This is a genomic window from Proteus sp. G2669, from assembly GCF_009915245.1.
GTDB lineage: Bacteria > Pseudomonadota > Gammaproteobacteria > Enterobacterales > Enterobacteriaceae > Proteus.
Genome location: NZ_JAABLX010000041.1, coordinates 135,667 through 155,905, shown reverse-complemented (window position 1 = coordinate 155,905; position 20,239 = coordinate 135,667). Strand labels below are relative to the sequence as shown.

Annotated in this window: 20 protein-coding genes; 10 read left to right on the top strand and 10 right to left on the bottom strand. The window is 39.1% G+C overall.

The window, feature by feature from the left end; translation table 11 throughout:
• Nucleotides 1-30 precede the first annotated feature (30 nt).
• The 4 genes from GWI68_RS11215 (at nucleotide 31) to GWI68_RS11200 (ending at nucleotide 3,891) form a co-directional block, all read left to right on the top strand.
• Complete coding sequence (locus GWI68_RS11215) at nucleotides 31-417, top strand: RidA family protein (protein ID WP_006535650.1); 387 nt, start codon at nucleotides 31-33, stop codon at nucleotides 415-417.
• A 343-nt stretch (nucleotides 418-760) separates the two neighbouring features.
• Nucleotides 761-2,899, top strand: a complete 2,139-nt coding sequence (gene nrdD, locus GWI68_RS11210) for an anaerobic ribonucleoside-triphosphate reductase (protein ID WP_166540310.1) — start codon at nucleotides 761-763, stop codon at nucleotides 2,897-2,899.
• 4 nt (nucleotides 2,900-2,903) lie between these two features.
• The gene (nrdG, locus tag GWI68_RS11205) at nucleotides 2,904-3,368 is read left to right on the top strand and encodes an anaerobic ribonucleoside-triphosphate reductase-activating protein (RefSeq protein ID WP_109408516.1); all 465 of its coding nucleotides are present in this window, start codon (nucleotides 2,904-2,906) and stop codon (nucleotides 3,366-3,368) included.
• A 160-nt stretch (nucleotides 3,369-3,528) separates the two neighbouring features.
• Nucleotides 3,529-3,891 carry a hypothetical protein gene (locus GWI68_RS11200; protein WP_243733345.1) on the top strand — a complete coding sequence of 121 codons (363 nt, stop codon included), beginning with the start codon at nucleotides 3,529-3,531 and terminating at the stop codon, nucleotides 3,889-3,891.
• 24 nt (nucleotides 3,892-3,915) lie between these two features.
• Here GWI68_RS11200 and GWI68_RS11195 read toward each other — a convergent pair whose 3' ends face one another.
• Together GWI68_RS11195 and GWI68_RS11190 are read right to left on the bottom strand one after the other, a co-directional pair.
• Entirely contained in the window at nucleotides 3,916-4,356 is a 441-nt protein-coding gene (locus GWI68_RS11195) for a YhbP family protein (RefSeq protein WP_166540309.1), read from the bottom strand.
• Between the two features lie 114 nt (nucleotides 4,357-4,470).
• Nucleotides 4,471-4,722 carry a YdgH/BhsA/McbA-like domain containing protein gene (locus GWI68_RS11190; protein ID WP_166540308.1) on the bottom strand — a complete coding sequence of 84 codons (252 nt, stop codon included), beginning with the start codon at nucleotides 4,720-4,722 and terminating at the stop codon, nucleotides 4,471-4,473.
• Nucleotides 4,723-5,008: 286 nt separating this feature from the next.
• On the opposite strand from GWI68_RS11190, the gene GWI68_RS11185 reads away from it, so the two are divergent.
• Nucleotides 5,009-5,299 (top strand): GIY-YIG nuclease family protein, encoded by a 291-nt coding sequence (locus GWI68_RS11185; protein WP_109408513.1) that lies wholly within the window; start codon nucleotides 5,009-5,011, stop codon nucleotides 5,297-5,299.
• Between the two features lie 2 nt (nucleotides 5,300-5,301).
• Here the strand turns inward: GWI68_RS11185 and GWI68_RS11180 are convergent, their stop codons facing one another.
• Both GWI68_RS11180 and GWI68_RS11175 read right to left on the bottom strand, forming a co-directional pair.
• On the bottom strand, nucleotides 5,302-5,808 hold the full coding sequence (locus GWI68_RS11180) for an N-acetyltransferase (RefSeq protein ID WP_166540307.1): 507 nt from the start codon (nucleotides 5,806-5,808) through the stop codon (nucleotides 5,302-5,304).
• Entirely contained in the window at nucleotides 5,802-6,335 is a 534-nt protein-coding gene (locus GWI68_RS11175) for an SCP2 domain-containing protein (protein WP_166540306.1), read from the bottom strand. Before GWI68_RS11175 ends, GWI68_RS11180 begins: the two co-directional genes overlap by 7 nt.
• Before the next feature lie 216 nt (nucleotides 6,336-6,551).
• Between GWI68_RS11175 and GWI68_RS11170 the strand changes: the two genes are divergently transcribed.
• Together GWI68_RS11170 and GWI68_RS11165 are read left to right on the top strand one after the other, a co-directional pair.
• Nucleotides 6,552-7,547 carry a peptidase U32 family protein gene (locus GWI68_RS11170; RefSeq protein ID WP_109408510.1) on the top strand — a complete coding sequence of 332 codons (996 nt, stop codon included), beginning with the start codon at nucleotides 6,552-6,554 and terminating at the stop codon, nucleotides 7,545-7,547.
• A 13-nt stretch (nucleotides 7,548-7,560) separates the two neighbouring features.
• Nucleotides 7,561-8,439, top strand: a complete 879-nt coding sequence (locus GWI68_RS11165) for a U32 family peptidase (RefSeq protein ID WP_166540305.1) — start codon at nucleotides 7,561-7,563, stop codon at nucleotides 8,437-8,439.
• A 182-nt stretch (nucleotides 8,440-8,621) separates the two neighbouring features.
• On the opposite strand, the gene GWI68_RS11160 is transcribed toward GWI68_RS11165, so the two are convergent.
• Genes GWI68_RS11160 through GWI68_RS11150 form a run of 3 tightly spaced genes read right to left on the bottom strand, consistent with a single transcriptional unit; the run spans nucleotide 8,622 to nucleotide 11,911 of the window.
• Entirely contained in the window at nucleotides 8,622-9,785 is a 1,164-nt protein-coding gene (locus GWI68_RS11160; RefSeq protein ID WP_166540369.1) for an ABC transporter permease, read from the bottom strand.
• On the bottom strand, nucleotides 9,785-10,930 hold the full coding sequence (locus GWI68_RS11155; RefSeq protein WP_166540304.1) for an ABC transporter permease: 1,146 nt from the start codon (nucleotides 10,928-10,930) through the stop codon (nucleotides 9,785-9,787). Before GWI68_RS11155 ends, GWI68_RS11160 begins: the two co-directional genes overlap by 1 nt.
• 9 nt (nucleotides 10,931-10,939) lie before the next feature.
• Nucleotides 10,940-11,911, bottom strand: a complete 972-nt coding sequence (locus GWI68_RS11150; RefSeq protein WP_166540303.1) for an efflux RND transporter periplasmic adaptor subunit — start codon at nucleotides 11,909-11,911, stop codon at nucleotides 10,940-10,942.
• A 234-nt stretch (nucleotides 11,912-12,145) separates the two neighbouring features.
• Here GWI68_RS11150 and GWI68_RS11145 point away from each other — a divergent pair, with 234 nt between their 5' ends.
• From GWI68_RS11145 to GWI68_RS11135, 3 genes are read left to right on the top strand one after another with little or no spacing between them, the layout of a single operon-like run.
• Nucleotides 12,146-13,849 (top strand): sensor histidine kinase, encoded by a 1,704-nt coding sequence (locus GWI68_RS11145; protein ID WP_109408506.1) that lies wholly within the window; start codon nucleotides 12,146-12,148, stop codon nucleotides 13,847-13,849.
• Between the two features lie 2 nt (nucleotides 13,850-13,851).
• Entirely contained in the window at nucleotides 13,852-14,568 is a 717-nt protein-coding gene (btsR, locus tag GWI68_RS11140; protein ID WP_109408505.1) for a two-component system response regulator BtsR, read from the top strand.
• Between the two features lie 24 nt (nucleotides 14,569-14,592).
• A complete protein-coding gene (locus GWI68_RS11135) occupies nucleotides 14,593-14,766 on the top strand; it encodes a hypothetical protein (RefSeq protein WP_166540237.1) in 174 nt (57 codons plus the stop codon).
• 207 nt (nucleotides 14,767-14,973) lie between these two features.
• Here the strand turns inward: GWI68_RS11135 and GWI68_RS11130 are convergent, their stop codons facing one another.
• The 3 genes from GWI68_RS11130 to pnp all read right to left on the bottom strand — a co-directional run bounded on the left by GWI68_RS11130 (nucleotide 14,974) and on the right by pnp (nucleotide 20,182).
• Complete coding sequence (locus tag GWI68_RS11130) at nucleotides 14,974-16,881, bottom strand: DEAD/DEAH family ATP-dependent RNA helicase (protein ID WP_166540302.1); 1,908 nt, start codon at nucleotides 16,879-16,881, stop codon at nucleotides 14,974-14,976.
• A 171-nt stretch (nucleotides 16,882-17,052) separates the two neighbouring features.
• Complete coding sequence (nlpI, locus tag GWI68_RS11125; protein WP_109394665.1) at nucleotides 17,053-17,940, bottom strand: lipoprotein NlpI; 888 nt, start codon at nucleotides 17,938-17,940, stop codon at nucleotides 17,053-17,055.
• Between the two features lie 112 nt (nucleotides 17,941-18,052).
• Nucleotides 18,053-20,182 (bottom strand): polyribonucleotide nucleotidyltransferase, encoded by a 2,130-nt coding sequence (gene pnp / locus GWI68_RS11120; protein ID WP_166540301.1) that lies wholly within the window; start codon nucleotides 20,180-20,182, stop codon nucleotides 18,053-18,055.
• Between the last annotated feature and the right edge of the window lie 57 nt (nucleotides 20,183-20,239).

Below are 20,239 nucleotides of genomic sequence, written 5' to 3'. Positions count from 1 at the left end.
GCCTTAATCTTATAAAAACAGGAGTTCTACATGTCTTACGAAATTAATACCGATAAAGCCCCTGCAGCAATTGGCCCTTATGTACAAGGCGTTGATTTAGGTAATTTAGTGATCACTTCAGGCCAATTACCTGTTGATCCAGCTACAGGTGAATTTGTTTCTGATAATGCCGCAGAACAAGCTCGTCAATCTTTAGAAAACGTAAAAGCAATTATTGAAAAAGCGGGTTTAACTGTTGCTAATATCATCAAAACCACTGTTTTCGTAAAAGATTTAAATGATTTTGGTACCATTAATGCCGCTTATGAAGCTTTCTTTAAAGAGCATAATGCAGCATTCCCAGCTCGTTCTTGTGTTGAAGTTGCTCGTTTACCAAAAGATGCAAAAGTAGAAATCGAAGTTATTGCTATCCGTTAATTTCATTTCAAAAATAGGTCATAAAAAAGCAAAGGTCTCTTTATGAGCACTTTGCTTTTTTTATGCTCTCATTTTTTGATAATAATTTATCACTTCTGTTTTTGGCACATATTTACAATTCAGCTAACCCCTCTTGATGCCTGATGTAGCAAAAATACCTTGATTTAGATCAGTTTTAATGAAGATTATTTCCCTTTCAATTACTATATATTGTGCTTTAATACATACCGACATACAACATATAGTAATTATACACATCTTATCCACAATAAGCCTGAATGCTGTGCCATCACCTGTTTTTATGGGATTTGAGCCTGTGGATAAATAGTTAAGGAGCAAGATTGTGAAAACCATAGTGATAAAACGAGACGGATGTAAAGTCTCTTTTGACCAAACCCGCATCAGCGATGCTATCAAAAGAGCCGCCGTAGCTTGTGAGATCACTGATGATGATTATTGCGATTCTATCGCGCAATCCGTTTCACAATCTCTCGCAGGACGTTCGAATGTCGATATCCGTGAGATCCAAGACGCCGTAGAAAATCAGCTGATGGCTGGTGAGCATAAAGATGTCGCCAGAGCCTACATTGAATACCGTCATGACCGAGATGTTGCCCGTGAGCAACGTGGAAGATTAACTCAGGAAATCCGAGGTCTTATCGAACAAAGTGATGTCTCTATTCTTCATGAAAATGCGAATAAAGACAGTAAAGTTATCCCTACCCAACGTGATTTACTTGCGGGTATTGTGGCTAAACATTACGCAAAATTGCATATCCTGCCAAGAGATGTGGTACTCGCTCATGAGCGTGGTGAAATTCATTATCATGATCTCGATTATTCACCGTTTTTTCCTATGTTTAACTGTATGCTAATTGACCTTAAAGGCATGTTAAACAATGGTTTTAAAATGGGAAATGCAGAAATAGAACCGCCTAAATCTATTTCAACAGCAACAGCAGTAACTGCACAAATTATCGCACAAGTAGCAAGCCATATTTATGGTGGTACAACGATAAATCGTATCGATGAAGTATTAGCGCCGTTTGTAAAATCAAGTTATGACAAACACTATAAAGTAGCGCAAGAGTGGCAGATTGCTGATAAAGAAGCCTATGCCAATGCGCGCACTGAAAAAGAGTGTTACGACGCATTCCAATCTTTAGAGTATGAAGTTAATACACTGCATACCGCTAATGGACAAACGCCATTTGTCACTTTCGGCTTTGGCCTTGGTACGTCAAAAGAAGCGCGTCTAATTCAACGTTCTATCCTTGAAAATCGTATGGCGGGTTTAGGCAAAAACCGTAAAACAGCTGTTTTCCCTAAACTTGTTTTTGCCATTAAAGATGGCTTAAACCATAAGTTCGGTGATCCTAATTACGATATCAAACAACTTGCGCTTGAATGTGCAAGTAAACGCATGTATCCAGATATCTTAAATTACGATCAAGTGGTTAAAGTAACAGGATCATTTAAAACCCCAATGGGTTGTCGTAGCTTCTTAGGTGTTTACGAAGAAAATGGTGAGATGATCCATGAAGGTCGTAATAACCTCGGTGTTATCAGCCTAAACTTACCGCGTATTGCAATTGAAGCTCAAGGTGATGAAGCGACATTCTGGTCACTGCTCGATGATCGCCTCGAATTAGCGAAAAAAGCACTGATGACTCGTATTGCTCGTTTAGAAAACGTCAAAGCGCGTGTTGCCCCAATCCTTTATATGGAAGGTGCTTGTGGTGTTCGCTTAAAAGCAGATGATAATGTAGCCGAAATCTTTAAAAATGGCAGAGCATCAATCTCATTAGGCTATATCGGTGTTCATGAAACCATTAATGCGTTGTTTGGTACTCAAACACATGTTTTTGATGATGAAACCTTAAGAGAAAAAGCAGTAGCGATTATCAATCGTCTGCGTGAAGCAACAGACCAGTGGAAAGCAGAAACAGGTTATGGCTTTAGCCTTTACAGCACACCAAGTGAAAACTTATGTGATCGCTTCTGTCGTTTAGATGCAGCTGAGTTCGGTATTTTGCCGGGTGTAACGGATAAAGGTTATTACACCAATAGCTTCCACTTAGATGTTGAGAAAAAAGTAAATCCATACGACAAACTAGATTTTGAAGCACCTTATCCTCCATTAGCCAATGGTGGTTTCATTTGCTATGGCGAATATCCAAACTTACAACATAACCTTAAAGCATTAGAAGATGTGTGGGATTACAGCTATACCCGCGTTCCTTATTACGGAACAAACACTCCGATTGATGAATGTTATGACTGTGGTTATACCGGTGAATTCTCTTGCACTAGCAAAGGTTTTACTTGCCCACGTTGTGGTAATCACAACCCAGCGAGAGTTTCTGTTATTCGCCGTGTATGTGGATATTTAGGTAGCCCAGATTCACGTCCATTTAATGCGGGTAAACAAGAAGAAGTTAAACGTCGTGTGAAACATCTGGCAAATGGTCAGTTAGGTTAAGAAAGTGAATTACCATCAATATTACCCTGTTGATGTTGTCAATGGCCCTGGTACTCGTTGCACCCTGTTTGTTGCAGGGTGCATACACCAATGCCGAGGTTGTTATAACAAATCAACGTGGTCGTTAACGTCTGGCAAGCCGTTTACTCAAGAGATGGAAGATCAGATTATTGCTGATCTTCAAGATAGTCGTATTAAACGACAAGGATTATCACTTTCAGGAGGTGATCCTTTACATCCGCAAAATTTATCTACAATTTTGCACTTGGTAAAACGAGTTAAAGCGGAATGTCCTGAAAAAGATATTTGGGTTTGGACTGGTTATTTACTGGCAGACTTGACACCAGAGCAACAAGAAGTGGTTAGCTATATTAACGTGCTAATTGATGGGAAGTTCGTACAAGAACTTTATGATCCCGCATTACTATGGCGTGGTAGTAGTAATCAGGTTATTCATAAGTTGAATTAATATCTAGAAGCTCATTTATAATGAGCTTTTTTTCTTTCACCATTCTCATTTAATCACCTCCGTTATCAAATGCGAATCATTTTCAAAAATGATAGTCAAAGTGATTAGTTTTGTTTTATTATTAACGCTCTTCACTATTCTTTTTATGATGATATTTGATATGAAAATAGCACTTTTGCCTTTTTTTTCAATAGTTTTACTTTCTGGTTGTAGCAGCACTTGGGAACCTAAAGGTGCATCAGATTACACATTACAAGAAGCTAAAATGCTTTGTGAACTTGATGCTAATACTCGCTACCCTATTCGCAAAGAAGTGCTACAACGTACTGTTTATCGTGATGTACAAAAAACATGTCGTAAAGATGATAAAGATCACTGTGGGGATAAAAAAACCTACACAGAACGTGTACCAATGACAGAAAGTTATGTTGAAGACATTAATCAAGAAGACAGAAAAACCTTCTACACCTCTTGTATGTCTTTAAAAGGATGGGAACAAAAAAGTCATTATTTTTGGGAATAATAAGAAGTTAAGAAAATAAGAAGCTTAATTACGTAGCCAATAAAGCTTAGTCCCGAACCCCAATTGATTATTCACCATCTTAATTTCTTGCAATTGTAATTCCCATAAAGGTACATGGATGGCGGCTAATGCGACAGGAAAACGTAAGCAATAATGTTTTCTTGCATTGAAGTCATCCTTACCTGCTAGCAAAGAAACAGCCCCAGTAAATTGGATGCCTTGTAAATTGGATACTACAATTTCTTGTGTGCTAATACTCCCTGCAACTAATAAATTTTCCTGCATCATCTGAGCATGACGAGTCTTTTTTTCTGAAAGAAAAACAAGCCTCATCTGACTTTCATCGAACCAATAAAAACAATTAGCACACCAAACATCACCCAACGAACATGTTGTACATAAGGTAAACACATGGTTATCACGTATATATTGTTTAATTATTTTGATCGAGTCTAATGAAGACATAATATACCTGCATAGAAACAAAAAGAGACGCTGTTTAGATGATAATTATATCATCAAAACGAGCGTCTTACCGCGTGTCTCTTATTACAGATTATTTATCAAAAATAGTCAAAATTAACGATAAATTTCAGCATTTACAGTGAGGTAATCTTCACCAGTTGCGCCAACAACTTTAAAGCCTTTTGCCCCTTCATCTTTTGCGATTTGAGCAATTTTAGCGGTTAAGCCATCTAAAGTATCACTGCCTGTGATTGTGATATACTCACCATTAACAGAAGGGCTTTTTGATACGCTATCAGATGCGATTGAACCGAATGAAATAGCACTTAAAGCTAATATTGCAGCGATTAATGTAGATTTTTTCATAATAAACTCCAATTTAATTCTAATTTTGTTAGGTATCGCGGAGTGTGTCTCTGTGACGTGGATCATATTATGCGCTTTAGTTTAACTTTAAAATTAGCAATAATTGCTGTTCACTTTCAAAAAAATTGAATGTCATTTTTTAAATAATAAATTTTATTGTCACAAATATTTCACAACATATTGATATACTTAATAGATTTATTTTTGACATACCTTAAATTACTCACTTAAAAAACTAAGAAATATTATTTATCAAAAGAAAAAGTAGCACGAAAAGGAAAAAATGATGGCTGACACAATGTGGTCACTCTATATTGTTAGAAATCGTCTTGGTTCTCTTTATACAGGGATCACGACAAATGTTGAGAGGCGTTTTCAACAACATCAGAATGGAACTGGTGCTAAGGCACTGAAAGGTAAAGGCCCTCTATTATTAGAGTTTCATTGTCAGGTTGGCGATAGACAGCGTGCTTCTCAACTTGAATACCAATTAAAACAATTGAAAAAGACGCAAAAAGAAAAGCTGATCACAGACCAGCCTTCAGACATTGCACTGTATTTAATACAGGACAAATAAATTTAGCTAAATTGGTCAAACAATGGCGAATAGTTGACTAAACCATGGATATCATCAACATTGCCATTTTCTAACGCATAAAGCTGAAAAGCCTCTTCTGTATCAGGCCATTTGCAATGCAAACCTTGAGATTTAGCAGGAATAAAACCTGATTTTTGATAATACTCAGGCTCTCCCAACACCACAACCGCACCGTAACCAAATTCATTTAGGCTATCTAGCCCTTCATTAATCAGTTGGCGTCCAATACCTTGGTTTTGGAACTCTGGTGCAACAGCAAGTGGCGCAAGACCAACCCACTGACAATCTATTCCATCAACATCAACTGGTGTAAAACCGATATAGCCAACTAATTGGCCTTCATCGCTAATAGCCACCATACCTAATGTTAATAGACCTTCTTCACGTAAATGTCCGACTAAATCAGCTTCAGAGCTTGTCGGAAACACTTGGCGTAAAAGGCTATCAATAGCAGGAATATCAACAGGAATTTCAACACGTATTAGCATGAAGTTGAGCTCAGTTCATGGCTGTGCATTTTGTCTTCAGTTTCTTCTTGAAGTCCACTTTTTACAAACTCAGCCAGTTGTAATAAACCAAAACGCAACACAGATGGCATTGAGTCTAATTCAATTGCATCCATCAGGTTCTTAACATATAACCCGAGTTCTGTATCACCCTCAATTTGTAGACGGCGTTGGAAAAATAAGGTGTCAGGATCTTCTTTGCGAGCTGCAATTAAAATAAGATCATTAGCATTACCACTAAAGCTGACATCTTCTTTTTCTAAGCGACTAACCACTAATTTATCATCACAAACACTGATAAACCACTGTAAATGTAAGTCTCTTATCTCAACTTTTAGCCATTTATCTTCTAAAAAGTGTAGATCACCTTCCGCAAGGGATTCACGAAACTGCCAACTTAAAAACTGTTCTAAAATATCGCGTTGCAAAGCAAATGGGGTAACTTGTAAAGGGTAGCGTAAAAAACGAGGCCCTTCTTTTACCAAATGGGCACGAATTTTGTTAAACACGTTCGGACTCCTATAAATAAATTTAGGGGCTATTGTGCCAGAAATGAACAGATATTCTGCGATCCTATATCAATATTCTGTTAATCCATTGTTCGCTTTTTGAGTTCTTTGATTTTACTTAAGTAAAAAACAAACTTCTCTGCCTTAAATCAAAACCTTTTTTTATCTTACTCATTACAATTTCTGATCATTCTTAATTTCTAAAGGGAAGTGAAGATGGAATTGCTGTGCCCTGCGGGTAATTTGCCTGCCTTAAAAGCAGCCATAGATAATGGTGCGGACGCCGTTTATATCGGCTTAAAAGATGATACGAATGCAAGACATTTTGCAGGTTTGAATTTCACAGAAAAGAAGTTACAAGAAGCGGTTAATTATGTTCACCGCCACCAGCGAAAATTGCATATTGCAATAAACACCTTTGCTCACCCTGATGGGTTTGAACGCTGGCAAAAAGCGGTTGATATGGCAGCATCTTTAGGTGCTGATGCGCTGATTTTGGCAGATATCGCCATGTTAGAGTACGCCGCAGAGCGTTATCCTAATATTGAGCGCCATGTTTCAGTGCAAGCCTCTGCAACCAATACACAAGCGATTGAATTTTATCAGCGTAACTTCGATGTGGCTCGTATCGTTCTTCCTCGAGTTCTATCTATTCATCAAGTAAAACAGTTAGCACAAACTAGCCCAGTACCTTTAGAAGTTTTTGCCTTTGGTAGCTTATGCATTATGGCTGAAGGTCGATGCTATCTTTCTTCCTACTTAACCGGTGAATCACCCAATACCGTAGGTGCTTGCTCTCCTGCACGTTTTGTACGTTGGCAACAAACACCACAAGGAATGGAATCTCGCCTTAATGATGTCCTGATAGATCGCTATGCGCCTGATGAAAATGCGGGCTACCCAACACTGTGTAAGGGGCGCTATTTTGTTGATGACCATTGTTATCATGCATTAGAAGAGCCAACTAGCTTAAATACCCTTTCCCTATTACCTGAATTAATGGCAATGAATATTGCCTCTGTCAAAATTGAAGGTCGCCAGCGTAGCCCTGCTTATGTCACTGAAGTTGCAAGAGTTTGGAGAACGGCAATTGATCAATGTAAAAAAGATCCCCAAGGCTTTAGCACTGATCCTCGCTGGATGAATGCATTAGGTAAAATTTCAGAAGGAACACAAACAACATTGGGTGCTTATCACCGTAAATGGCAATAATAAGGATAAGAAAATGAAATATGCATTAGGCTCTGTACTTTATTATTGGCAAAAAGGAGCACTTGAAGCGTTCTATGAAAAAACAAAACAATGTGATGCTGATATTATCTATTTAGGCGAAACAGTTTGCAGTAAACGCCGAGAAACTAAACCTCAAGATTGGATTAATCTTGCCAAAGAAGTTGCTAAAAGTGGTAAACAAGTGGTTCTTTCTACCTTAGCGTTATTACAAGCACCTTCTGAATTGAAAGAAATTACTAAGCTGGTTGATAACGGTGAATTTCTAGTTGAAGCGCATGATTTTGGCGTCATCAATATGCTTTATGAGCGTAATCTTCCTTTTATTGCGGGTCACGGACTAAATTGCTACAACGCTTATGCGCTACGTTTATTGCATAAACAAGGAATGATACGTTGGTGTATGCCTGTAGAACTTTCTCGCGAATGGCTAAGTAACCTTCTAAACCAATGTGAAACATTGGGTATTCGGAATAAATTTGAAGTCGAAGTTTTGGCTTACGGGCATCTTCCTTTAGCTTATTCAGCGCGTTGTTTTACTGCCCGTTCTGAAAATCGCTCTAAAGATGATTGTGAAACTTGTTGCCAAAAATACCCTCAAGGCCGTGAAGTATTATCTCAAGAAAATCAGCAAGTATTTGTGCTCAATGGTATTCAAACACAAAGTGGCTATTGTTATAACTTGGGTAACGATCAAGCATCAATGGCAGGTTTAGTGGATATTATCCGTTTATCTCCTGAATCTGACGCTATTTTTGATACCTTGCAACAATTTCGCCAAAATGAACAAGGCCAACAACCACTGACGACAGTTCATCATCATGACTGTAATGGCTATTGGCGTAAGTTAGCTGGATTGGCGTTGGTAGAGTAAGAATTCAATGATAAATCCACTTCATATCTATTTTGTGAAATGGATAAAAGGAATTTATTACCCGTTACACTATTGAAGTTAGTAGAAAATTCACCTCTTCTAAAATGAAGATATTTAATTGCTTATAACAACTTCTCTTTTGTTGATAATTTAGCAATAAATAAAAAGCCCTTAAGGGCTTTTTATTTTGACTCACCACGATGATGTAACCAATGTTTAAATTGGTGCGTAATATGTCTTAACTCACCATTACGTAACATACCCACCAGTACACCTAATACAGTATAAATCACACCTAAAACCAACATCATCACGATATCACCCAATATACTTTGGAATGACAATCCCATTTGATTTATGCCTGCCATAGCGTTTACAGCCCATGTAGAAGGTAATGCTGATGAAATGGCAAATACCCAATCAGGCATTGCTTGTAGTGGCCAGATCGTGCCAGAAATATAGAACACAGGTGTTGTTACAAATGCTAGTGTCAGATAAATCATCTCAACACTACGCAAGCATTCTGTAATTAATTTACCTAACCCTAAAACTGCTAATAAGAATGGAAATGTCAGCATCCAGACTTGATAAAGTGGAGCCTCTTGGCGATAGCCTAATACCCAAGGCCATAATGCAAAGAATACAGCCGACAAAAATAACCAAATCGGAATAAGTGCAGATAATGCCCCTAAATAAACAGCTAGCGGTGGTTTTCCTTTCGGTGTACTTCTTACTGCAATACTGACACGGACACAAGCAATTAAGAGCGAGTGCTGTAACAACATCACTAATAACCCAGGAAAAATAATCGCTGCGAAACTTACACCAGGGTTATACATCGCAATGGTTTCACCTTGAATGGGCTTTAACAGGATTTTCGATTGCTCACCACTAAAGCCGGCATTTTGTAAAATACGATCATTGTAAGAATCTAATAACTGTTGATAAGCCAACATCAATTCCTGCTGGATTTGTCCACTGGCAAGACGGTTTGTGGCATCACCAAAGACCGGAACAGTGACATCTTTACCATTGAGTAATTTCTTCTCAAAATCAGTTGGCACAATAATGATGGCAAAAAGCTCTCGCATAATCATATCGTGGCGCGCTTCATCTAAATTATCGTAGTTCTTAATGCTTAATTTGGGTGTCGAGTTTAATGCACGAATAAGTGAATAACTTGCAGGACTGTGATCTTGATTGATAACAGCGACAGGTAGATCCCATAAAACAGGTTTGGCATAAACCAAACTCATCACACACAGAGAAACAATTAACAACATCCACATAGGTTTTTCTAACATGCCCAGTAGAACACGTTTAAAAGTTTGGAAATACATCTGCATCATGCAACACCTACCTGTAATTCCAATCGTTTAAAAATACGTTTACGAACTAAGAAGGCGATAGCAAAAGGATAAATCAGTAAGAGTGAACAAACATACAAAATACCTTGTAGTGATACTTCTCTTAAGAAGATATCAAACATCGCATTTAAAGCGTGTGTTAACGGTTCTAGATTCGAGATAATTTGTGCAGGTAATATCATTGAAAGTTCAGGTACAGCCATTCCTGAAAATGCCAATGCAATACTCACCAACATCCCTATCATACTGTACGCAGTGATCGCACTATTGGTAAACGCAAAAAGCAGTAATCCCACACTTTGAGCCGCAATAATATAAAAGAATCCGACCAACACCATATATAGCGGATTACCATTTACCTTTGCCCCAGAAAAATACACTAATGCTGCTAATTCAACAATTAATAAGGTCAAGAAAAACAGTGTGTAAGGTGTGAGCTTACCAATAAGTGCAAATGTGAAGGGCTTAATATTCAATAGCATATTACCGCGTGACAACGAATAAATCGTACAGGTCACAACAAATAATTGAAGCATATGGATGGTAGCTGCAAATTGCTGATAATAAATATAACTACCACTGGCATTAAACAAACTGTCATAAGAGAGCGTTACTTTTGCTAATGGTGGAACAGGTTTATTCATTTCTTGTGCCAATACCGTACGATATTGCGCATTAAGCTCTGCAATTAATCCACTAAAGTCCTGTATTGCGTAGCTCCCAGCAGCATAATATAACCCGTTGTAATACATACGTGTGGTGGGTTGCTTTCCAGCTAATACGTTGCTTTCAAAATGGCGGGGTATTGTGAGTATTGCGTAATCTTTTGCGCTACCGAGTCGTTCCATTGCTGTACGAGGGTTGCCATCTAATGTATTTAATTGTGCATGGGAACCTGCATTTAAGTCTCTGATCAGTGTCCTCGATAATGGGCTATTATCATTATTGATCACTGAGACGGGTAAATTCAGCAATGTACCTTCAGAAAAGTTAGCACTAATTAACGTGAATAACATCAATGGGAACAGCCAGCTTAGCCAGTGAAAAACGGGGCTACGAACTGCCATATGAGTTTCTCGTGAAAATGCGCTACTAAAGCCACGCCAAGCTGCTTTTACTCTCATTATTCGCCCTTATTTATCCCAGCGCCATAACGCACTCATACCAGGACGTAGTCCCTCAATCGGTGTCACTGGATACAGTCGAATTTCAAACGTTTTTAAATCGAAATCACCCGTTGCTCTTGTCGCTCTTTTTGTTGCGTAGTCACCCATCGGAGCGATATAACGAATTTCCGCTTCGACTTCTTTGTTGCCCAGTGCAGGAACCATGATAGTAATGCGATCACCTTTGCGAATATCCGCTAAAATATCTTCACGCAGGTTATAAACAAAATAAGCATCAGGAATACGAATCAGTGTCGCGAGTGGGCTATTAGCATTAAAAAGCTCACCTATTTCTGCCGGAATTGGCCCAACTTCACCATCAACAGGTGCTTTCACTTGTAAATCGTCTTGTTGGATCTTCAGCTCGATAAGTTGTTGTTCTGCTTGTTGTACCGCAGCCATGTATTTATGACGTAATTCAATGCGATCGCCATTTTTAGCTTCATCTAATTCTGCTTGGGCCGCTCTTACTCGTTGTGATGCAACATCACGACTACGGCGTGCATTATCCAGTTCAGTTGCTGAGACATAACCTTGATTAGCCACAGCGCTAATACGCTGATAATCTCGTGTCGCATTACTGGCTTCTACTTTGGCTTGAGATAACACCGCTTCTAAATTACGAATGCTCTCTTCTCTTGTGCCATGTAGTGACAAATCTAATTGAGCTTGTGCTTGTGCTTTGGCAGCTTCGAGTGCCGCAACTTGTGCGTTAAGTTCGGGGCTTTCTAATGTGATCATTAATTGCCCGGCTTTGACATCATCACCTCGCTCTATATGGCGCTCAATTACACGACCTTTAGCTTTTGAGGCAACAATCACTTCTGGTGCATCGACTTCCCCTTGCAGTAATAAATATTGATTATGCGCGCGGAAAAGTACGGCTAATGCAATTAGTATTAGCATTAATAAAATAAGATAAATGGCTCTTTTTTTCATATAACGATTAGACCTTAATAGTGAAGTAGAACACTCACTGACAGAGTTATATTACACAATAACTCAGAATTTCTTTAAGAATTTTGTGCGCCAGATCACTGACGCAAAGGAATATTTTCTTTGAAAGCGCGATTAAGTTACTCTTATATCAAACTTTATCGCCTAATTAATAGCCCCGTTTTATCTGAACTTTTTATATTAATCAGATAAAAAAGAGAACGGTACTCAACACCTATGTATGAATTTGATCTTATTTTGCTGTTATTACAGCAAATGTGCGTTTATTTAATTATTGCTTGGTTTTTAAGCAAAACACCACTATTTACGCCACTTTTACAGGTCACGATAAAACTCCCTCATAAGTTGATGTGCTATGTCATTTTCTCTATTTTTTGCATTATGGGCACCTATTTTGGGTTACATATTAATGACTCTATTGCTAACACGCGCGCGATTGGATCTGTCTTAGGAGGATTACTCGGCGGCCCATATGTCGGCTTTCTTGTTGGCTTTACCGGGGGATTACATCGTTATTCTCTCGGAGGCATGACCGCACTAAGTTGTATGGTTTCAACTATCGCAGAGGGATTAATTGGTGGATTAGTTCACCGCTATTATGTCAAACGTGGCCAAATGCATCGGATATTTAATCCATGGACTGCGGCTGCAGTAACCTTCTTTGCCGAAATAATACAGATGAGTATTATTTTATTATTAGCACGACCGTTTAATGAAGCTCTTGCCTTAGTTAAGGATATTGCAGCGCCTATGATTGTTGCAAACACTATTGGTGCAGCAATGTTTATTAGAATATTACAAGATAGACGGGCAATATTTGAAAAATACACCAGCGCTTTCTCAGCACAAGCATTAAAAATTGCCGTTTGTACCGAAGGTATTTTGCGTAAAGGATTTAATCAAGACAATAGCACTCGAGTTGCAAAAGTCATTTATCAAGAATTAAGAGTCAGTGCTGTTGCTATTACTGACAGAGAAAAACTACTCGCCTTTATTGGTATTGGCGCCGATCACCATTTACCTGGTACGCCTATTTCATCAGAACAATCGAAACAGGCAATTAATAATAATGAAGTTGTTTATGCTGACGGTAATGAAACGCCGTACCGTTGCACACTTTCTCCTCATTGTAAGCTAGGATCAACCTTAGTTATTCCGCTAAGAGGTGAAAATAATCAAGTCATTGGAACGATAAAGCTTTATGAGGCTAAAAATCGCCTATTTAGTTCTATTAATCGTACCTTAGGTGAAGGCATAGCAAGCCTATTATCTGCACAAATTCTGGCAGGACAATATGAGCGAAATAAGCAATCACTTTTAGAATCAGAGATTAAACTTCTACATGCACAAGTAAATCCACATTTTCTTTTTAATGCGTTAAATACACTACAAGCCGTTATTCGCCGTGATAGTGAACAAGCAAAACAATTAGTCCAATTTCTTTCTGCGTTCTTTCGTAAGAACTTAAAAAGACCTGAAGCAGTTGTGACATTAAGTGATGAAATTGAACATGTAAATGCTTATCTGCAAATTGAAAAAGCCCGTTTCCAAGATCGTTTACAAATTGATATTCATATTCCAGAAACGTTAACCAATGCTCGTTTACCTGCTTTTTCGCTTCAGCCGATGGTCGAAAATGCAATTAAACATGGAACATCACAGTTATTAGACACTGGAAAGATTACAATTAGGGCGCACCAAGAGCACCATCTGATCATTATTGAAATCTGTGATAATGCGGGGCTTTATCGACCTCAATCTCCTTCCCATGAATTAGGATTAGGCATGAGGCTGGTGGATAAGCGATTAAAATTACGCTATGGCGAGCTTTATGGTGTTTTAGTCGAATGCCAAGCTGATGAATATACAAAGGTGAAAATTTGCTTACCTCTAGAAAAAAGCATGGATAACGTTACATAACAATGAATATATTAATCGTTGATGATGAGCCACTGGCTCGTGAGAATTTACGTTGTTTACTTGAAGTTGAAAAGGATATTCATATTGTTGGTGAATGCAGTAATGCTATTGAAGCCATAGGTGAAATACATCGTAAAAAACCTGATGTTGTTTTCCTTGATATTCAAATGCCTCGCATTACTGGACTTGAAATGGTCACAATGCTTGATCCTGAACATCGCCCTTATATTGTTTTTTTAACTGCATTTGAAGAATATGCGATCCAAGCCTTTGAAGAACATGCTTTTGATTATTTACTCAAACCTTTAGAGCAAGAGCGTCTCACAAAAACATTAAACCGTTTACGCCAAGGTAATAAGCAAAATATTGATTTATTAACTCCTCCAGAAGAACGCTTAAAATGCATTCCATGTACTGGGCATAGCCGTATTTGGTTAATGCCAATTGATGAAGCCATATTTGCTACATCAAGACTTAGTGGTGTTTATGTCACTAATAATCAAGGCCAAGAAGGTTTTACTGAATTAACACTACGTACATTAGAAACACGCACACAATTAGTTCGTTGCCATCGCCAATATTTAGTGAATATGGATTATGTTAATGAGATTATTTTTGGTGATAATGGGCAAGCTGAACTGATCTTACACAATAACAGCCAAATTCCTGTTAGCCGTCGATATCTAAAACCGTTAAAAGAAGCAATTGGCTTAATCTAATTATTTATATAAGGAAAAAATAGGATGGAACCTATTTATATTAAGGTTTATAAAAACCGTATTGAAATTCGTGATATTCACACCCAAAAAGATGCGTCTGTAGAGCGTGATTTCTCTCATAGTCGAATGTTAATTGGGGATTTCTATCCTGCTATTGAAGCCATTCATCAAGTGCTCTGCCATCAATATAAAAATTAAAGTCAGCACAAGTATCATTATTTTGTTGGATACAACGTAATTCTAGCCAATTACTTTTCATAAATATGTCTATTTTTTATATTGATAAAAATTCGATGTAATAAATTTTATATCATTTAAATAAGCATAAAAAAACCAGCCAATGTTCATTGACTGGTTTCGATTTTTTATCATCAGCTCAATTAACATTGAGTTGATTATAGGCTCTTATTGATTATGAGAGCTGCTACGACGACGTGGAGTACCTTCGTTGTTACGACTACGGAAGTTACCGCGTTCGCCACCACGATCATTACTACGTTCGCCACCACGATCGTTACTACGTTCGCCACCACGGTCGTTATTACCACGACGTTGTGATTGATCACCATTGTTAAAACGACGACCACCTTGTGGTTGACCATCACGGCGGCTGTTATTACGACGTTCACGGAAAGGTTGAGATTGAGCATCTCCCACTAATTGCATATTCAGTGGTTTGTTCATGATACGTGTACGTGTAAAGTGACCTAATAAGTCAGTTGGCATACCTTTTGGTAACTCGATAGTTGAGTGAGAACCATACAGTTTGATATTACCAATGTAACGGCTGCTGATATCGCCTTCGTTAGCAATTGCGCCCACGATATGACGAACTTCAACACCATCATCACGACCTACTTCAATACGGTATAAATCCATTTCACCAGCATCACGACGTTCACGGCGAGGAGCACGTTCACGATCGTTATCACCGCGACGACGATCATCACGATCGTTAAATTCACGACGAGGGCGACGAACTGGATCTGGTGGCAGGATAAGCGCACGCTCACCTTGAGCCATTTTCAGTAATACCGCAGCCAGTGTTTCCATATCTAACGCTTCTTCACCTTGTGGTGCTAATTTAGGTAACAGAGCGCGATATTGGTCAAGGTTGCTTGTTTCTAATTGCTGAGCGATTTGCTGTGCAAATTTTTCCTGACGACGTTGGCTGATAAGTTCTGCATTTGGCAGTTCTACTTCAGGAATAGTCATCTTCATTGTACGTTCGATATTACGCAGTAAACGGCGTTCACGATTATCAACGAATAAAATTGCGCGACCAGCACGGCCAGCACGGCCAGTACGACCAATACGGTGAACATAAGATTCTGAATCCATTGGGATATCATAGTTCACAACAAGGCTGATACGGTCAACATCAAGACCACGAGCTGCAACATCAGTCGCGATTAAAATGTCTAAACGACCATTTTTCAAACGCTCTAATGTTTGCTCACGCAGTGATTGGTTCATGTCACCATTTAATGCTGCACTGTTATAACCATTACGTTCTAATGCTTCTGCAACTTCTAATGTTGCATTTTTAGTACGCACGAAAATAATCGCCGCATCAAAATCTTCCGCTTCTAAGAAACGAATTAATGCTTCATTTTTACGCGCACCAAATGTCATCCAGTAACTTTGGCTGATGTCTGGGCGAGTTGTTACGCTGCTTTGAATGCGAACTTCTTTAGGATCATTCATGAAGCGACGTGTAATACGACGAATAGCTTCTGGCATTGTTGCAGAGAACAGCGCAGTTTGGTGTTCAGCTGGGATCTTACTTAAGATATTTTCAACATCTTCAATAAAGCCCATACGTAACATTTCATCAGCTTCATCTAAAACTAAGCCTTTCAGTTTAGATAAATCTAATGTGCCACGGTTTAAATGGTCTAATAAACGACCAGGTGTGCCTACAACCACTTGTGGCCCTTGGCGTAATGCACGTAATTGAACGTCATAACGCTGACCACCATACAGTGCAACTACATTTACTTTTGGTAAATGCTTAGAGAAATCTTCGATGGCTTCAGCAACCTGAACAGCAAGTTCGCGAGTTGGTGCTAAAACTAAAATTTGTGGTGCTTTTAATGATTCATCAAGATTGTGTAATAACGGCAGGCTAAATGCAGCGGTTTTACCACTACCAGTCTGTGCCATACCTAAAACATCATTGCCGTTTAAAAGGAAAGGAATACATTGTTGCTGAATTGGAGAAGGCTTCTCGTAGCCTAAGTCATTCAGTGCAGTCAAAATAGGTGCTGATAAACCTAGATCAGCAAAAGTCATATCGGTTTCAGTAGTCATGTCACTGTGCCTCATTCATTATGGCAGCCAGTTGACATAACATACCGCATGGTTTGTCGGTCTTTATCATCTAAAATGTGAACTGGCTCAAATTATATTATTAAACGAACAAACAAGCCCTCATCCTATGCAGATGATGGCTTTCAAACTGATCAGAGAAATGTTCGTCAGCTATTGCTGGTCCGATTCCGCTAGGTCTTCTTGTTGGCCTAACAGTGCTAATTCCAACAATGCGTAGCGGTGCTCAACAAAGTTATGTGCGTTGTTGGCAACCGTCAGCTTGAATAACGCTTCTGCGCTATCCATGTCCCCCAGACTTAGGTAATACTTACCTAAATAGAAGTTAGTTTCACTAAGATGCTCAGCGAGCGAAGTGTTATCGGTTGAGGCTTCACGTAGTTTTGACATTAATGCTTTTTCATTAATGTTACCTAAATAAAACTCAACTATATTCCATCCCCATTGCCCCGTTTTATCCGCCTGCTGGTATCGCTGTTTTAACTGTTGTTTAGCTAAATCAGTGTTTATCTCTTTTTCGACAAGATATAACCAAAGCGAACGAATGGGGTCATTTGGATCGACCTGATAAAACGCCTGCAGATCATCCTGCGCCAATTTCAATCGGCCACCGTAGTATAAAGCGATACCACGATTAAAACGCGCATTATTGTAAGTTGGATCAAGCTCTAAAACAGAATCAAACGCTTCATAAGCAGCATCATAGTTCGCTGCTTGCGTAAAATAGATACCTAGAAAATTAAAAATTTCCAGCATATCTGGTCTTATTGATAGCGCCATTGAAAAATCATTACGCGCTAAAGCTCGTAAACCGAGACTATCATACAGCACACCACGCTCATATAAAAGCTGTGCGTATTCATCTTCGGTTAATGAGCGACTCGCAAGAATTTGTTCTATACGAGCCAATATCACTTCTTGTTGTAAAGAAGGTTGTAATGGAGTGGCGAAAATCGCATTCTGACGCCATTCTGGACTAGTGCTGCATCCGGAAATAAAGATGAAAACAGCAATAGAACAACCGCGCAGAAATGTTTTCATTTCTCACTCCCAAAGTCAGACCTTTCAACAAAAAGCGTTCTGGACGTCCTACTTGTCAATCATAATAAGTCTCTACCGATACCTATGTCTAGATATCGGTAGTAGAATATCATTAATTCGCAGAATCTTCAGAAGAAGTTTCTGTTGCTTCCTGCTGATTAGCTTGAGCTTCTTTCATGCTTAAGCGAATACGGCCTTGACGGTCAATTTCCAGCACTTTAACTGGAACTTCTTGACCCATTTCCAAGTAATCACTCACTTTCTCAACGCGTTTATCTGCGATTTGAGAAATATGAACCAGACCTTCTTTACCGCCACCGATAGCAACAAACGCACCGAAATCTACGATACGAGTTACTTTACCGTTGTAGATACGGCCCACTTCAACTTCAGCTGTGATTTCTTCGATACGAGCAATTGCCATTTTAGCTTGCTCATTGCTTGTTGCAGCAATCTTCACAGTACCATCATCTTCGATTTCGATAGTTGTGCCCGTTTCTTCCGTTAATGCACGGATAACTGAACCACCTTTACCGATAACGTCTTTGATTTTGTCTGAATTAATTTTGATAGTATGAATACGTGGTGCGAATTCAGAAATATCAGCACGAGGTTGGCTAATTGCATCTTCCATAACACCTAAAATATGCAGGCGTGCGCTTTTCGCTTGGTTTAACGCAACTTGCATGATTTCACGTGTGATACCTTCGATTTTGATATCCATTTGTAATGCGCTGACACCGTTACGGCTACCCGCAACTTTAAAGTCCATATCGCCTAAATGGTCTTCATCACCCAGAATATCTGAAAGAACAACAAAGTTGTCGCCTTCTTTTACCAGACCCATTGCAATACCAGCAACAGATTCTTTAATTGGTACACCCGCATCCATCAGTGCTAAAGAAGCACCACATACAGACGCCATTGAAGATGAACCATTTGATTCAGTGATTTCAGAAACCACGCGAACAGTATATGGGAATTCTTCAATAGTTGGCATTACCGCTAACACACCACGTTTTGCTAAACGGCCATGGCCAATTTCACGACGTTTTGGTGAGCCCATCATACCTGTTTCACCAACAGAATATGGAGGGAAGTTATAATGCAGTAAGAAGGTATCAGTGTGCTCACCCATGATATCATCAATAGTTTGAGCATCACGCGCAGTACCTAATGTCGCAGTCACTAAAGCCTGTGTTTCACCACGTGTAAACAGTGCTGAACCGTGAGTACGTGGTAATAAACCTGTGCGGATATCTAATGCACGTACCATGTCTTTTTCACGACCATCGATACGAGGTTCGCCTGCTAATACACGAGCACGAACAATGTTTTTCTCTAAGCTAGAGAATAGATCGTTGATTTCACCTTCATCTAAGGTTTCATCTTCAGCTAATAACGTTGCAACAACTTCATCGCGAATTGCTTCGATTTGTTCATAACGTTCTTGTTTTTCAGTGATACGGTATGCATCACCGATGCGTGCTTGCGCTAATTCTGCAATGCGATCGTGTAAAGTTTGGTTAACGGCTTCTGGTGCCCAATCCCATTTTTCTTTACCGACTTCAGCAACTAATGCATTGATATTTTCAATCACAACTTGTTGTTGATCATGACCAAATACCACTGCACCTAACATTTCTTCTTCTGATAATAAATCAGCTTCTGATTCTACCATCAGCACAGCGCCTGCAGTACCTGCAACCACTAAGTCTAATTTACTCACTTTCAGCTCATCAACAGTTGGGTTCAGAACATATTGACCATCGATGAAACCAACACGAGCACCACCGATAGGACCATTAAATGGAACACCTGACAGAGCTAATACAGCAGAAGCACCAATCATTGCAACGATATCTGGGTTAACTTGTGGGTTAACAGAAACAACAGTAGCAACAATTTGGATTTCGTTTAAGAAACCTTCTGGGAATAATGGGCGTAATGGGCGGTCAATTAAACGTGCAATTAACGTTTCGCCTTCACCTGGACGACCTTCGCGACGGAAGAAGCTACCTGGGATACGACCAGCAGCGTACGAACGCTCTTGGTAGTTCACTGTTAATGGGAAGAAATCTTGACCAGCTTTAACTTTTTTCTTTGCAACAACGGTAACAAAAACAGCGGTGCCGTCCATGTCAACCATAACAGCAGCTGTTGCTTGACGAGCCATCATACCCGTTTCGATTGAAACCGTATGTTGACCGTATTGAAATTTACGAACTGTAGGATTCAGCAAAATAATATCCTTTATCTTATTGTCGCCAGATGTTTAGCGACGATGAATGATCTTTTC

What these genes read in the sequence shown, in the direction of transcription:
- GWI68_RS11145 (WP_109408506.1), top strand. Translation starts at nt 12,146, where the DNA reads ATGTATGAATTTGATCTTATTTTGCTGTTATTACAGCAAATGTGCGTT.
- nlpI (WP_109394665.1), bottom strand. Translation starts at nt 17,940, where the DNA reads ATGAAAACATTTCTGCGCGGTTGTTCTATTGCTGTTTTCATCTTTATT.
- GWI68_RS11165 (WP_166540305.1), top strand. Translation starts at nt 7,561, where the DNA reads ATGAAATATGCATTAGGCTCTGTACTTTATTATTGGCAAAAAGGAGCA.
- GWI68_RS11170 (WP_109408510.1), top strand. Translation starts at nt 6,552, where the DNA reads ATGGAATTGCTGTGCCCTGCGGGTAATTTGCCTGCCTTAAAAGCAGCC.
- btsR (WP_109408505.1), top strand. Translation starts at nt 13,852, where the DNA reads ATGAATATATTAATCGTTGATGATGAGCCACTGGCTCGTGAGAATTTA.
- GWI68_RS11155 (WP_166540304.1), bottom strand. Translation starts at nt 10,930, where the DNA reads ATGAGAGTAAAAGCAGCTTGGCGTGGCTTTAGTAGCGCATTTTCACGA.
- GWI68_RS11135 (WP_166540237.1), top strand. Translation starts at nt 14,593, where the DNA reads ATGGAACCTATTTATATTAAGGTTTATAAAAACCGTATTGAAATTCGT.
- GWI68_RS11200 (WP_243733345.1), top strand. Translation starts at nt 3,529, where the DNA reads ATGAAAATAGCACTTTTGCCTTTTTTTTCAATAGTTTTACTTTCTGGT.
- GWI68_RS11190 (WP_166540308.1), bottom strand. Translation starts at nt 4,722, where the DNA reads ATGAAAAAATCTACATTAATCGCTGCAATATTAGCTTTAAGTGCTATT.
- GWI68_RS11215 (WP_006535650.1), top strand. Translation starts at nt 31, where the DNA reads ATGTCTTACGAAATTAATACCGATAAAGCCCCTGCAGCAATTGGCCCT.
- GWI68_RS11185 (WP_109408513.1), top strand. Translation starts at nt 5,009, where the DNA reads ATGGCTGACACAATGTGGTCACTCTATATTGTTAGAAATCGTCTTGGT.
- GWI68_RS11180 (WP_166540307.1), bottom strand. Translation starts at nt 5,808, where the DNA reads ATGCTAATACGTGTTGAAATTCCTGTTGATATTCCTGCTATTGATAGC.
- GWI68_RS11150 (WP_166540303.1), bottom strand. Translation starts at nt 11,911, where the DNA reads ATGAAAAAAAGAGCCATTTATCTTATTTTATTAATGCTAATACTAATT.
- GWI68_RS11160 (WP_166540369.1), bottom strand. Translation starts at nt 9,785, where the DNA reads ATGCAGATGTATTTCCAAACTTTTAAACGTGTTCTACTGGGCATGTTA.
- GWI68_RS11130 (WP_166540302.1), bottom strand. Translation starts at nt 16,881, where the DNA reads ATGACTACTGAAACCGATATGACTTTTGCTGATCTAGGTTTATCAGCA.
- GWI68_RS11195 (WP_166540309.1), bottom strand. Translation starts at nt 4,356, where the DNA reads ATGTCTTCATTAGACTCGATCAAAATAATTAAACAATATATACGTGAT.